Origin of the sequence: Reyranella sp., assembly GCF_052439685.1 — a bacterium.
Classification (GTDB): Bacteria; Pseudomonadota; Alphaproteobacteria; order Reyranellales; family Reyranellaceae; genus Reyranella.
Genome location: NZ_JBQVQG010000011.1, coordinates 86298 through 98823, shown reverse-complemented (window position 1 = coordinate 98823; position 12526 = coordinate 86298). Strand labels below are relative to the sequence as shown.

16 protein-coding genes and 1 tRNA gene are annotated in these 12526 nt (G+C 63.3%); 10 read left to right on the top strand and 7 right to left on the bottom strand.

The annotated features are described in order from the left end of the window. Positions 1-118 precede the first annotated feature (118 nt). Complete coding sequence (locus ACT6UX_RS16030; protein WP_444776159.1) at positions 119-637, bottom strand: hypothetical protein; 519 nt, start codon at positions 635-637, stop codon at positions 119-121. 523 nt (positions 638-1160) lie between these two features. Here ACT6UX_RS16030 and ACT6UX_RS16025 point away from each other — a divergent pair. The 6 genes from ACT6UX_RS16025 (at position 1161) to ACT6UX_RS16000 (ending at position 3461) form a co-directional block, all read left to right on the top strand. After that, positions 1161-1658, top strand: coding sequence for a hypothetical protein (locus tag ACT6UX_RS16025; RefSeq protein WP_444776158.1), 498 nt, complete (start codon positions 1161-1163; stop codon positions 1656-1658). Then, positions 1655-2068: a hypothetical protein gene (locus ACT6UX_RS16020; RefSeq protein ID WP_444776157.1), complete on the top strand. Its 414-nt coding sequence runs from the start codon at positions 1655-1657 to the stop codon at positions 2066-2068. The genes ACT6UX_RS16025 and ACT6UX_RS16020 overlap by 4 nt, the downstream gene beginning before the upstream one ends. Positions 2069-2139: 71 nt before the next feature. Beyond that, the gene (locus ACT6UX_RS16015) at positions 2140-2319 is read left to right on the top strand and encodes a hypothetical protein (RefSeq protein WP_444776156.1); all 180 of its coding nucleotides are present in this window, start codon (positions 2140-2142) and stop codon (positions 2317-2319) included. Continuing rightward, positions 2316-2858, top strand: coding sequence for a hypothetical protein (locus tag ACT6UX_RS16010; RefSeq protein ID WP_444776155.1), 543 nt, complete (start codon positions 2316-2318; stop codon positions 2856-2858). Before ACT6UX_RS16015 ends, ACT6UX_RS16010 begins: the two co-directional genes overlap by 4 nt. Further along, on the top strand, positions 2855-3166 hold the full coding sequence (locus ACT6UX_RS16005) for a S24 family peptidase (RefSeq protein WP_444776154.1): 312 nt from the start codon (positions 2855-2857) through the stop codon (positions 3164-3166). Before ACT6UX_RS16010 ends, ACT6UX_RS16005 begins: the two co-directional genes overlap by 4 nt. A gap of 25 nt (positions 3167-3191) precedes the next feature. Beyond that, positions 3192-3461 carry an HNH endonuclease gene (locus ACT6UX_RS16000; protein ID WP_444776218.1) on the top strand — a complete coding sequence of 90 codons (270 nt, stop codon included), beginning with the start codon at positions 3192-3194 and terminating at the stop codon, positions 3459-3461. A gap of 136 nt (positions 3462-3597) precedes the next feature. Here ACT6UX_RS16000 and ACT6UX_RS15995 read toward each other — a convergent pair whose 3' ends face one another. The 3 genes from ACT6UX_RS15995 to ACT6UX_RS15985 all read right to left on the bottom strand — a co-directional run bounded on the left by ACT6UX_RS15995 (position 3598) and on the right by ACT6UX_RS15985 (position 5578). Next, the gene (locus tag ACT6UX_RS15995) at positions 3598-4017 is read right to left on the bottom strand and encodes a hypothetical protein (RefSeq protein WP_444776153.1); all 420 of its coding nucleotides are present in this window, start codon (positions 4015-4017) and stop codon (positions 3598-3600) included. Positions 4018-4765: 748 nt separating this feature from the next. Next, positions 4766-4972 carry a helix-turn-helix domain-containing protein gene (locus ACT6UX_RS15990; RefSeq protein ID WP_444776152.1) on the bottom strand — a complete coding sequence of 69 codons (207 nt, stop codon included), beginning with the start codon at positions 4970-4972 and terminating at the stop codon, positions 4766-4768. Between the two features lie 180 nt (positions 4973-5152). Then, on the bottom strand, positions 5153-5578 hold the full coding sequence (locus ACT6UX_RS15985) for a DUF5990 family protein (RefSeq protein WP_444776151.1): 426 nt from the start codon (positions 5576-5578) through the stop codon (positions 5153-5155). Positions 5579-5888: 310 nt separating this feature from the next. On the opposite strand from ACT6UX_RS15985, the gene ACT6UX_RS15980 reads away from it, so the two are divergent. Both ACT6UX_RS15980 and ACT6UX_RS15975 read left to right on the top strand, forming a co-directional pair. Continuing rightward, on the top strand, positions 5889-6347 hold the full coding sequence (locus ACT6UX_RS15980; protein ID WP_444776150.1) for a thermonuclease family protein: 459 nt from the start codon (positions 5889-5891) through the stop codon (positions 6345-6347). 37 nt (positions 6348-6384) lie between these two features. Continuing rightward, the gene (locus ACT6UX_RS15975; protein ID WP_444776149.1) at positions 6385-6924 is read left to right on the top strand and encodes a hypothetical protein; all 540 of its coding nucleotides are present in this window, start codon (positions 6385-6387) and stop codon (positions 6922-6924) included. A 563-nt stretch (positions 6925-7487) separates the two neighbouring features. Here ACT6UX_RS15975 and ACT6UX_RS15970 read toward each other — a convergent pair. Then, positions 7488-8189, bottom strand: a complete 702-nt coding sequence (locus tag ACT6UX_RS15970; RefSeq protein WP_444776148.1) for an SOS response-associated peptidase family protein — start codon at positions 8187-8189, stop codon at positions 7488-7490. Positions 8190-8623: 434 nt separating this feature from the next. On the opposite strand from ACT6UX_RS15970, the gene ACT6UX_RS15965 reads away from it, so the two are divergent. Next, the gene (locus tag ACT6UX_RS15965; protein ID WP_444776147.1) at positions 8624-8830 is read left to right on the top strand and encodes a hypothetical protein; all 207 of its coding nucleotides are present in this window, start codon (positions 8624-8626) and stop codon (positions 8828-8830) included. Positions 8831-10507: 1677 nt separating this feature from the next. On the opposite strand, the gene ACT6UX_RS15960 is transcribed toward ACT6UX_RS15965, so the two are convergent. Together ACT6UX_RS15960 and ACT6UX_RS15955 are read right to left on the bottom strand one after the other, a co-directional pair. Beyond that, positions 10508-10583, bottom strand: a tRNA-Glu gene (locus tag ACT6UX_RS15960). A gap of 55 nt (positions 10584-10638) precedes the next feature. Beyond that, entirely contained in the window at positions 10639-11643 is a 1005-nt protein-coding gene (locus tag ACT6UX_RS15955) for a methyltransferase (protein ID WP_444776146.1), read from the bottom strand. Positions 11644-11718: 75 nt separating this feature from the next. Here ACT6UX_RS15955 and ACT6UX_RS15950 point away from each other — a divergent pair, with 75 nt between their 5' ends. Beyond that, the gene (locus ACT6UX_RS15950; RefSeq protein WP_444776145.1) at positions 11719-12522 is read left to right on the top strand and encodes a class II aldolase/adducin family protein; all 804 of its coding nucleotides are present in this window, start codon (positions 11719-11721) and stop codon (positions 12520-12522) included. Positions 12523-12526: the final 4 nt, after the last annotated feature.

The window sequence follows — 12526 nt, the reverse complement described above, 5'->3', positions numbered from 1 at the left end:
GGCATGCCGACCCGGGTCTGTGAAGAGCCCCCAATAGCAGAAGGTCCCGAGCGCAGCCGCGAGAGCTAGCCAAATGGCTGAGACTACTGGCGGCAAGTGTCGCCCCGACGACCGCAGCTCACCATGAGATGGTGCGAAACTGCAACGGGGCTTGGAACAACACAACCTCCATCTCTTTTCTGTCGTTTAAGGCCAACGCAACGTCACGGCTGTTGAGAATGGCTGCGAACAACGTCGGCTGGTCATTCGGCATGCCACGATGCCCTCGGGCAAAGCTCCGAGCGACCTGCCGGCTCAATGTCCAAGAAAAGCCTAGACCCTGGGAATGCTCTCGTGCGTCGGCGCCCCTGTAGGCAACGAAGCGCGCGGGTAGGGCTTGGTAGAAGCCGGTCTCTGGCGGGCGCCAAGAAGGTTGGAAGCGATTAAACATCTCTTCGAATACGCGGCGATCGATCTTGTCGAAGCCGCTCCATTCCTCCGAAAGCACTCGCCAAAACATGCAGCCAAATTCGTCGTCGTTGTGATCACCCTCGCTCGCCCACCGAGTGATTGCCGCTGGCCGCTCTATGCTGTTGAGGCGAATGAAGTCGTCGCGGGTGCGCGGATCGTGGATCACAGCCTGGACTGATGAATTCATTGCTTGGACTTCAGCCCAAGCTCAACCAGCCGGCGGATAGCTTCTGACACCGAAATGTCCTCAGCCTTGGCATGAGCAACAATTTCAGCGCGCAAAGGAGGCGGCGGCCGGAATCCCATGATTGGATTGACACCGGTTGGCGCGGGTCCGCGCTTTCTTTGTTTAACAGAGTTTGACTTTGCCATATCTCTGTTATACACAGAAAAGCGAGCCGAACGATAGCTGTAACTACCGCCCGGCTCTAACCGCAACCGACTGAGAGGGAGTCGATCATGGCTAAGACTCAAGATACTACACCAATCACGCGCGCCCAACGGGAGGCGCTCATCCGTGCTGGCCTCGCCAGCGCCGATCCCGTGAGCGCAAAGGAGCAGCGCCTCCGCAGGTGGGCCTGCAGAATCGTTTCTGACCTGCCGAGCGGGATCGAGGACGCTCAGCGCTGCCTCGACTTGGCTGGCGAGTTGTTGAACGGTTGGGCGGATGGCGGCGGCGCTGATGCGGCCGGGATGGGAGGGACTGCGCAATGAGCAGCATCCTCGCGCTCCGCGGCGAACAGCGGGAAAATGGTGGCCTCCTGGCGGTATGCACCGCCCGCGGCTACCGCGTGGCCATCCGGGAAGCCCGCACGCCCCTCCAGGCCCCAGATTTCGCCTCTACGCCGCTACGGCGGTTCGTGGCGAACGTCTGCACTGCCGAGGTGCAGCACGCTGATGCCCAGTTCTGGCAGCTGGCCCGGGCCTGCGGGGCGGATGCCGTTATCGACCGGTTCGAGACGCCGGACATCGCCGCTACGTACCGCCTGCCGCACGAGCGGTGCGCGGGAAGGGCGCTGGTGTGGCTTGGCCATCTGCAAAGCCACGACAGCCAGCGCAGGGGCCCGTGGGAGAGCTGGTCGGGGCTTTCCCGGCCTCGGAAGGCCGTCTGGCTCCGTCGCCGCCGGGAGCTGCTCCACGGCCTTCTGAAGGCGATTAGCGAGTACCGGGCCGCCCGGGCAGCTCTGCTGCAGGGAGGCGGGCAATGAGCTACGCCGGCCACTTCCAGCTCTGCCTGGAGAACGACCTTCGCGACCTGATCCCCCTTGTCGGCGAGGTTTTGAAGGCACTCGACAAACCGGGTAGCCGCGCGCTGCGTCGCAAACTCGACAAGGAAATGCACAGCCTCGTCCACACCTACGGAACGCTCTGCCGGGCGCAGACTGACGAATGCGGCTGGGACGAGCTGCGCGACAGGCTTCCTCGCTATAGTCGCGTCACCGAGGTGTGGCCGGCGGGCAAGACCCTTGAAGCTCGCAAAGCCGCGGCTGCAGCAGGAGACGCACCGCCGATCGAGTCGCCGCCAGAGATCCCGGCAGTCGGCCGAGGCCTTCGCCTGGTCGTCGACAACGGCCGCACGTCGCGCGACGTCGCCTGGATCGAAGGAGGCGCCGCATGAAGGCCCCCAGATCCCGCCGCAATTCGCGGCCACTTCCGCCGGGCGCTGCTTTTCGCCAGCTCGAGACAGCGATGGTCCACCTCGAAGGCTCAGCGCTGGTCTCGTCTGAGGCGGTTGAAGGCATCGGCCAAGACGACCTCGCCAAGGAGACGGCCCGTTACACGGCCGATCGCCTTCTGCAAGCTGACGTGCAGCTTCTCCGCACCGCGGTCGATGCAATGCAGGACGCCCTGCAGGCAGGTGCAGCATGACGCCCCGCACATACTACGACGTTGAGAGCAACGAGGGCCGGCCAACGTTCACACCGGCCGGCATCAGACCGTCGAAGGCCTCCCAGCGCGTCAACCGCGTCATTGCCCATGCGTTCAAAACCATGGGGCATCCCTTTGATGACGGCTCACACCTGCCGGTGCGGCGCTACATCGCCCGCATGAAGTTGACCACGCCTCAGCTCGCCATGTTGGCGCGGAACCTGTGTAGCCACGATGCTGGCCGGTATCCGATTCCGGCCGACGACGACCACTGCGAGCGATACGGTTGCAGCTATCGCAAATATCGGCGCGTCGTGTTTTATGCCCACCGGGCGGCCCTATCTTTGCTGGTAGAGACGCCCCCGCAATCACGCCTCGACCTGGACGACCTGTCGGAAATCCTGATGGCGTGGCCGGGAGCTTTGCCCCAGGAGACACAGGCTGACGTCGCGAGCGTCATCGGCGCCCATGTTGCGGACACCATCGCCGGCCGACCGTTCAAGCGCCGCGCGCTGGTGGCTCGAGGGGGTGCCCGATGATGCGCCCCCGTGACGTAATCAACGGGGCCTATCGGCTGCCTGTGACCTGTGACGACATGAGTCCGCGCTACCGGCTGGGCGACCTCATGCTGGTCAATCCCGACGTGCCGCCCCGCGTGGGAAGTGACGTGTTGCTGTCCCGCGAGATGGACGACGGTCGGCGGGAAACCATCGTGCGGCGGCTAGTGAAGGCTACACCGGCAGCATGGCGCGTTCGGCGGCTCCCGCCTTACAAGCCTGAAACCCTCGACCGCAGCCAGTGGCCCAAGGTCGAGCTGATAGTGGGCGTCATCAACGCAAGGCGCTGACTTGTCCACCCTGCCCAGTCGGCGGGTGTTGGTCGCCGCCATCGGTTCCCGCTGTCCCTACTGCGGCGAGCCGATGGCGCACCCGCCGCGCCATCCCTCCCGGGACCATATCCGGCCCCGATCGCGCGGGCATGTGCTGAGCCCCGACAATCAGGCCATCGTCTGCCGGGCCTGCAACACCGATAAGGGCTCGCTTCCGCTGGGAAGGTGGCTGAACCGCCTCCGGCGCGCTGCGGATCCTCGCGCCGACTACGTCGCCGATTTCATGCGCCGAGCGGGTATCGAGCTTCCCTAGCCGCCAAAAGCCGGAGCATGCTTCCGTCCTCTTGATGGGGAGGGTGGAGATGGCACCGCGGCCGGTCATGATGCGGCAGGAGCTGGTCCCGGCCGTCATTACGAAACGGCCGGGTTTGGCTCCGAGGGTGCGCTGGTCAGGCGCCGGTAGTCACACCCTTGAACCTGTGTGTTTGTATAATTGCCGATGCGATACGCAGCGCTTCGGAAAAGGGCAGGTGATGCATTTCAACGACAGGTGAAGTTATCTCTTCGCTGTCGTCGTCTGGGGTCGGCCACACCATCACGGACCATACTGCCTGGAGAGGGTTACCTATGTGTCCCTTGGCATATGGGCCGGACTCGTCCCCGTCTGGAAGGCTTGCTTCGACCTCGATCTCTAGTGTCTCGGTGAGCTGCGCGGTCCAGCCTGAAAGCCATCCCGTAGTCAGGTCATCGTCTTCTGAGAAGAAAACCCGACGCTCTTCTGTAAGACCTGCTTGGTTGGCGAGTATCCCGCACGACTTCATGAGGTCCTCGGGGCTGACGGGCTTCGGCATTGAAAGCTTGCGCTTCATCTTCACTCCTTGGCGCCCCGCGGCAGCCTAGCACGAGGATGGCCGTGGAGGGCAAGCGAGCAGCGAAAACCTAGATCACCGCGGGTGCCTGCGCAGAAAGGGCGGCTCTAGAACGGCTCGCCTATAACCGACGGCGCTCGGACCGTTGGAACCAAAGGATTGTATGCTTCAGGAGCCATACGGTGCTTGTGAAGGGATGTCTCCCACGCACTCGAAAAACAACGTGCAGACAGGCACTTAAGAGTGCAGCGACGGCGGCAGGGCGACCCGCTTTATCTTGCCGTCATGATCGGACGCCACACGGCCGTGAACCCTGAGCGTGTGATGCCAGTCTGTGACCGTGTTATGCTGCTGCATACCGACAATCACACGGCAGGCCCGATGCTCTCGCTTGCAGGCATCTTGAGCGCTTCCGCCATCAAACAATTCGACCCCGCTGCGCGTATCGACTGCTGGACGGTCGGCGATGCTCTGCACGCCTCCCGGCACGCCAGGCGCAAGGCAAAGGCATACGCGGAGCAGCACACCGGCGTTTGGCCTGCACATTGACCGCCAGCGTCCAGTCGGGCGGCGGCAAGTGGCTGGCAGCGATGACGCCCATTTCACGTCCGATGCGGAGCACATCTCCCTGCGTGCTGAACTGGGTCAGAGGTGCCACCCTTGCCGGCCCAGTAGCCGTCGCGAAGTGCAGCGCCGTCGCGGGAGGCTGCTTACTCGATGCGAACCCTCGGGACGGTCGGACCGGTGCTTAGCCGCGCCCGCGGATGCGGTGAGCATCTAGGAAATCCCGAACCGACTCCTCGACGAACAGCCGTCTCCTGCCCGCTTTCACGAAGTCTGGGAGCTCATCTCGTCGTCGGTTCTTCAGCGTCCTGACCGACACACCAAGGATTGCCGCGAAATCCTCTTCGGCCATCAATCCGAAGCGTTCGAGCAAGACTTTATTGCTGGCCATTGTTGCAACCATAGTGTCACCCTGTAGATCGCGACTGCCAAATCTCGCGCTCTTTGGGGCGCCAGTGCAAATCTGCCTGTGGGCAGCTTGGATCAATCCGATTGTCGGTGAAGTCGATTTGATTGCAAAACAAAGAGTTGCGGCTGCTGGGCACAGTCTTGGCACACGAGCGACCAGGATCTATGCGCCGACACAACGAGCGGATTGCACCGTGGCGCAGGCTGGCGTGCCATCCTCTCCAGTGCCGCTTACCATCAGCTCCACGGCATTTCCGGCGTTTACTGCGCGGACAAGCATCGCATCACCTATGTCATGAATGTCGATCTTCATGCGACGGGACCACGGGGACGACTGGTCCCCGGCCAACTGGCCGATGCGGATATACACAAACCGTCGCTCCGGCCCCTCGCGGCGGACTTGATCGCCCGAGAACTTCGGGCCCGGCGCCACGCGAACGGGGAACTCGAACGTGAGCGGTTCGCCCTTCCGCGAGGACTTGGGATCAAGCGGCTGCCCGTCTTTGGACTGAAGGCTGTAGAGCACACCGGTAACTGGGCGATTGATAACAATCCGGAAGGTGACGGCAGTCTTTTCAGCACGGGTCAATGGATCGCTCTCGGCTTGGTTAGCATGCGCATCCCGGGGGAGTTCTGCAGGTCTTCTTGGCACTGATGCAGGTATCGCCGCAGGGCTGCCCCTTGGTGCAGCGCTTGCAGCAGGAGCGCGAGTGCTGGGCCTGTGCTGCCCAAGTGAACGTCATTGCCGGCGGAGCGGCCCGGTCTAGCCACGGCGTATAGTCCGCAGCGGATGCCGGAAAACTCAGCAGGGCGACGACCAGAGCCACGCTTCGCATGGCCTTCCCCAATGCGGTCGTATTAGGATGCCATCCTACCACCGGGTAGCGAGGGGAGAGCAAGTGCGTTTCTGGGCATGGATCGTGCGGCAAGCATTGCTTGGTCTAGTGCTCGCGCCCGGCGCGGCGTATGCCCAAACCATCACCGATGGCGACACGCTGAAGATAAACGGCGTCACCTACCGGCTCTGGGGTATCGACGCGCCGGAAAACAAGCAAGACTGTTTTGACGGTTGGGCAGCCGGACGCCTCGCGACCACGCACCTCCAATCCCTGATCTCCGGTCGTAATGTCATCTGCGAACGGAAGGACACCGATCGGTATGGGCGGACGGTCGCCATATGCCGGGCGGGGGGCGAGGATCTGGGCGCGATGATGGTCCGGGACGGGTACGCGTGGGCCTTCCTTCGATACAGCGGGGACTATGCTGAACAAGAGGCGCTGGCGAAGAATGAAGCGCTAGGCGTGCATCGGCATGGCTGCGTGCCAGCTTGGGATTGGCGGGCGGCGCGACGCCAATGAATGACTGTGATGCGTTCGGGGGAATCGAGAGGCGGCCATGTCTGTAAACAGTGAAGGGCTAGGAGTGCTTTTCGTCATCGCTTTGGGAGCTGCGACCTTAGCCAGCTATTTCGGTTTATTCGGACAAACCGGCACCGACTACTTCCAATCCTGTTGGGAGCTGCGAGCGGAAAGCATTAAGAAGGGCCTCAGTAAGCCGGAGCCGAAATCACCCCAACAAGGGGTAAACTGGGCGGGATGTGAGCCAATCGGTCAGAAGGCCATCTATGAAACCGGCATCATTTTTGTCGGCAATCCAAGAGATGCTGACGAGGTATCGCTGGAGCGTGTTTGCCCCAGCTCTTTCAGACAGGTGCCAATTGGCGGGTCGTATATGCTGACCATTGACCTGCTCGAAAGTTCCGGTGGCCCACGATTCTATGAACGCATCCTCCCGGCCGGGTTCATGATCGGCCGAGTATGGCGAGACAAGTGGCCAGCATGTTCGAAGGAGCGGGAGCGGCAAGGCTATCCCAAGATAGTCGAGAAAGCCGCAGGTGTTTTCGATTGGGAATGGCCTTGCGCTAAGTGCAAATAGCTGGGGCATTGGGGCGGGCGAGGTACCTAATCGCTCTGAGCACGATGCCGTTACGCAACCGCTAGCGTAGCCAGCAACGAAAGCCGCGGACGCATTGCGCCGCTGACATGACGCCATGCGGAGGAGTCGGCTGACTCCGCCCAGCATGAAACGATACGACTCACGCGAGACAAAACCGGGCGGCGGGGCGTGGGGCCGCAGCCAACCGGAGATAGCCATGGCCCGCCCGAAGCGCGGTTGGAACAGGCACCAGCTCCGTCTGCGAGAGTTGCCGCACTTCGCCCGCCTCCCGACGCGAAGACCGCTTCCGCACGGCTGACGACGCCGAGTGGAGGGGTGCCGCCGATGAAATCGCCGGGCCCGCCGGCTGGTACTCGATCGCCGGCACGTATGCGGACTGGGGCTGCAGGCTCATCCACTTCGCCACGGCAGCCGAGGCCGCGTCCATGCAGTGTTGGATCGCCGAGTCTGGGATCGAGACTAGGCCGGCGCCGGCCCGCTACGATGGGCCCCAACTCTCGGTCGGCAGCTATAACAAGGATCAGCCGACCTAGCGGCCCCATTTACCTCTCCCGTGGCGCCCTCGGCTTCTTAGGCTCCGGTGCCGCCGTCCAGGTGACGCCTTCCATCGTCTTGAGCAGCATTTTCACGGCACCGGGCGGCGCGTTGTTCTCTCCCAACCACGTTGCCCACATGTCGAAGTCTTCCAGGATGGCCGGCATGCGCGGATCATCTTCCCGTGCCTTGATCGTGCGCCGGATCAGCTCGTTGGCGGGCACCGTGACCATTGCGCAGGCGAGCAAGGGCGCGGGCAGTTCCGGGATTTCGAAACGACGCCAGATGAAAGCGAAGCCGCGGGGCTGCCCGTCCTCTGGATTGACGGTCCACTGCTGCGTGACCTTGGCGCCCGAGGGCTTCGTGACTTCCTCGCCTTCGTTGAAGGTCTCGAAGACGACGATACCGCGCTGGCCTTCGTTGAAGGCCTCCCTGAAAGTGCGCAGCTCGTCGATCGTCTCCGCCCTCGCATGGATGGGCTGCGGCCGGCGCCAATCACGCCGATCAGGAAAGCCCCAGCGCATCGGCACGATTCGTCGCTTGCCGAGTTTAGCGTCCCAGATGATGACCGGCAGCATACCGTTGACGCGGTAGGTGTAGACCTCGTCTTCGCCGCCGCCCTGATCGCCGCCGCCACCCTCACCGGTCAGCGGCTGGGAGAAATCGACGACTTGCTGCCACGTCGCTTGAGCCGTGAACTTGCCGCACATGGGGAGACGCTACCACCAGCGCGGGGCGCCGCACCATCGCCCTAGCCACTTGAGGCCGCTGCGATCTACTTCCGGTTCACGACCACAGTGAGGAAATGGAGGCACCACAGTACCGTGACCTGTCGTGTGTGTGCGAACGCGGTGCGACGTGGCCGGCGACAGCTCTGGCTAGTCGCCGTTCAATTCTCGCGCAATCAGATTCGACGTCGACCAGCCGCGCCATGTGCCCGGGCGAGGGGCAAGTATCGATAAGCAGTAGCTAGTTATGTCACTAACCGGACGGAACCTCGCCGCGCATCCCGCGTAGCCTACATGACCATAGGCCGGTTTGCCGCGAGCAGCGCCATCAACGGGTCGTAGCTGATCGATCCCAATGAAGAAGCGGGTGCGCCAAGCGCACGACGAATCCACCTTCGGCAAGGTCGGGGCTCAGCATGAACGATTACAGGATTGGGCTCAAAGCACTACGAACCCGCGTCGCCCGGGAGCGCATCAGCGAAGCGGATTTCATCGTCGCCGTCTCCGAAATTGTCGCCGCCACCCCGGCCGATCTCGAGCCGATCGACGGTCTGCGCCTGGCTCAGGAGATCCGGGAGATGGAGCACACCAGGAAGGCTGGCGCGGCGGGGGCATTCACTTGAGCTTCCCGATGGACGGTCCCGCCTCGACCAAGTCGGCCGATTCCACGACCTGCAGCCAGCGTTCCACCGCCCCCTTGAGTACCTGCAGCCTCTCATTGGTAGGCTCACGCCTGTACGCCGCAAGCCTCTCGATCACGGCCTCCCGGGCCGTCTGACGCGCTTCGCAGACCGACATTCCCACCCCTTTCCAAGCGGCGTGAGCCGGCGCCGCCGCTGAGCACGTCACTCTGGCCCGTAGGTGGTACCCCGCTAGCTGAGCGCATGGATGCAGCAGCAAGAAATTCTTTCGACAGGTCCACAGACATCCTGCGCGCTAGTCATCCGGAGGGACGAGAATCCTCGTCGGTTAGGCCCATACATGAGGCTTCGGCGGGCGACAACGGAGAGGCGGCATATGTTGCTGGGGGGACGGGGCCGCAGGTGATTTCAATGTCTGGGATGGCGTCACGTTCCAGGCGCAAGGGCTTGCCGTCGTGCCTGGAGATCAGCGCTCAGAAGTTCGGTCGCGCTTCAGCAGGCTCGGCGGGTGGGCCCTCGGCAGGTGGGCCAAGGGGCGAAAGCACTGAGGAAGGTGCCAGCGCCGCCGCCTTCGCAAAGAGCGCCTGGTAGGCCGCAAGGGCATCCAGAAGTTTTGGCGTGGGTACGGCCACGCTCCGGCGAAGGTCGTCATCGCGAACACGGAGGATGACAAAGCCTTCGTCCACCAATCTGTGGAGCGCACCTCTGACTGTCGGCTCCGAAAAGCGGCTGGCGCTGTATAGGTTCTTGAGCGGTAGCCCTTCCGGACACTCCGCCAGCCTGAATACGACCTCACGCCCTTGGGGAGTGTCATGGCCGGGTAGTCCTGTACTGGCTCCCCGAAGCTGTTCCAGTATCTCCCAAAACATCTGCGTCCTCACCATGGCCGCTGGTATAGAAGTGACGCAACATGCCCTGTCGCGGTTGCGAATGTCTAGCAAGGGGCAACCGGGCTTATTGCAGGAACCGAGGTTCACTAGCAAAATCCGTGCCTTTCAATGGATTGTCCCTTTGTGAGCGGGGCAAGCTCTTCGAGCTTGGCCAGGCGCGCAATCCCGGAGGGCGGCAGAAGATGCCGGACGTATGGGGGGAGCGGCCCGCGCTAGTAGCAGGAACGGATTTGGAAAAGCCGGATCAGCCCCGGATGCCAACACCCTGTCGCCTGGCCGGCCGCAGTGCTAGATTTTGCACGGCGAACCAAGGGGGAGGGAATGCGCTGCTACCTGATGATGCGAGGTCACATCGCTGCCGTGGAAATTCTCACGCCCGGGTCGGACGATGATCTCATCGAACAAGCTCATTTTCAGTTTGAGCGTCGCACCAGCGTAGCAGAGCCTTTCGACGGGTTTGAGGTGTGGGATCGAGCTCGGCGAGTCTACTCGTGGCCCGAGGATGACGTAAAGCAGTAGGGGTGAATAGGCTGGATAGAAGCCTGGATAGACGAGCGACGCACGCAGCCGACAAGCCCTCGAAGCCCCCACCCCCGAAGGAACCCCAAGGCGCGCGATAATATTGAGCACCCACTCGCGCTAGGCGGCTCGAGTATTCAGCCGACACCAAAAATTGGAGCGGGCCGCGCGAAATCTATCCTTTCGCTTCCCCGGTGCTTCCCCGTGAAAATCGCCAGCCTGCCACAAGTCGCTAAGTGCTTGAAAAGGCTGGCGCTCCCTACGGGATTCGAACCCGTGTTTTAGCCTTGAGAGGGCCACGTCCTAGGCCTCTAGACGAAGGGAGCATAGGGCCAGAGGCGGACTGATAGTCGAACGGCGGTGCGGACGCAACCCCGCTCATCAACCGGGCTTCCGGCCGGCGATGCGGGAGAGGACGCCGGGGACGAACGGGTGCACGGCGACATCGGCAAAACCCGCATCCTGCAGATAGGCTTTCGCTTCGGATTCCGTATGGGCGAGGCCGGTGCTGTTCTGGATGGCCTCGTTCAGGCCCCAGAGCGCGGCCGAGAGCGGTCCGGTCCGGTCGTCGTGCAGCGTTTCGCCGATCAGGTGCATCTCGCCGCCCGGCACCAAGGCTTCGAAGGCCTTGGCGACCACACGGCGGACCAGGGCTGGCTCGTATTGCGGCAGGTTGCTGGCCATGACGACGACGTCGATGCCCTGCGGGAACTCGGTTTCGGTGAAGTCGCCGGGCAGGGTGCGGACGCGCCCCGTGGCGCCGTTGGCGGCAATATACTCGTTGGCCACGACGGTGACCGGCGGCAGGTCGAGCACGATCGCCTCGAGGCCGGGGTAGGTCTGGGTCGCCACGATGCTGTAGGCGCCGGAGCCGCCGCCGAGATCGAGCATGCGCGTGCGGCCCGAGAGGTCGACGCTGCGGCTGAACAGACGGGCGGCCCCCATGCCGATCGAATAGGTCGCGGTGTGATAGCGCCGGGCGTCCTCGACCGTGAAGTCCACATAGGCGCCGAGCCGGTTCTCCTGGCTGTTCCGCAGGCGCTCGGACAGTTCGCCGAACGCCTTCCAGCGCGGCTTGGTGAACAGGATCCACGGTCCCGCATAGCGCTCGCCATCCTTGACCAGGAAACGCTGAACGTCGGGCGCATTGATGAAGCGCTCGCCATCGCGCGACAGCAGCGTCATCGCGGCCAGGACGGTCAGCAAGCGCTCGGCGTTGCGCTCTGAAATGCCGACGGCCTTTGCGACGGCGGGCATCGTATCGTGGCCGTGGGCGATCGCGGTGAAGATTTCCAATTCGACCGCGGCCATCAGGGCGGCGCTCTCCCAGTAGGCTTGGGCGATCTTCTGTAACCGGGTCGTGTCGAGGCGCTGGGGTTCGGGCATTATGGGGTTTCCTCCGTTGTTGCCCGATCATAGCGCGCGGGCCTAAGCTTCGTCGCCGCCGCTGGAGGACCCGTCATGGATATGCCGATCGCTTCCGAACTGCCGCTCACCGGCATCGATGTGCACGCGCTGCCCCCGGCCGATGGCGAGTGGGTGCTGCGCCGCCAGCTCGCCGCCGCCTACCGGCTGATCGACCATTTCGGTTGGACCGAGCTGATCTACGGTCACCTCACCGCGCGCGTGCCCGGCGAGGCGCCGCATTTTCTGATCAACCCTTACGGACTGAACTACGACGAGGTGACGGCCTCGAACCTGGTGAAGATCGACCTCGACGGGAAGATCGTCGAGCCGAGTGCTCACCCCGTGAACTACGCCGGATTCGTCATCCACTCGGCGGTCCACATGGCCCATGCCGAACGCCACAAGGTCGTGATGCACACCCACACGCGCGCCGGCATGGCTGTCTGCGCGCTGAAGGACGGGCTGTTGCCGGTATCGATGGTCGCGACCGCCTTCCACGGCAAGCTGTCCTATCACGACTATGAGGGGCCAAGCCTCGACCTCGACGAGCGTGAGCGTTTGCTCGCGAATCTCGGCGACAACCAGGCGATGATGCTGCGCAACCATGGGCTTCTGACCACGGGCCGTTCGGTGCCCGAGGCCTTTCTGCGGCTCTACCGCCTGGAGCGCGCCTGCCAGATCCAGCTCGACGCGGCGGCAGCCGGCGCGCTCAATGTGCTGGGTGACAATCTGGCGGCCAAGTCCGGGGCCGACATGGACCGCTTCTCGGAGATGGAGTCCGCTGTGGGCATCGGCGATCTCGAATTCGCCGCCCTGTTGCGCAAGCTCGACAAGGTCGACGCGAGCTGGCGCCACTGACCAC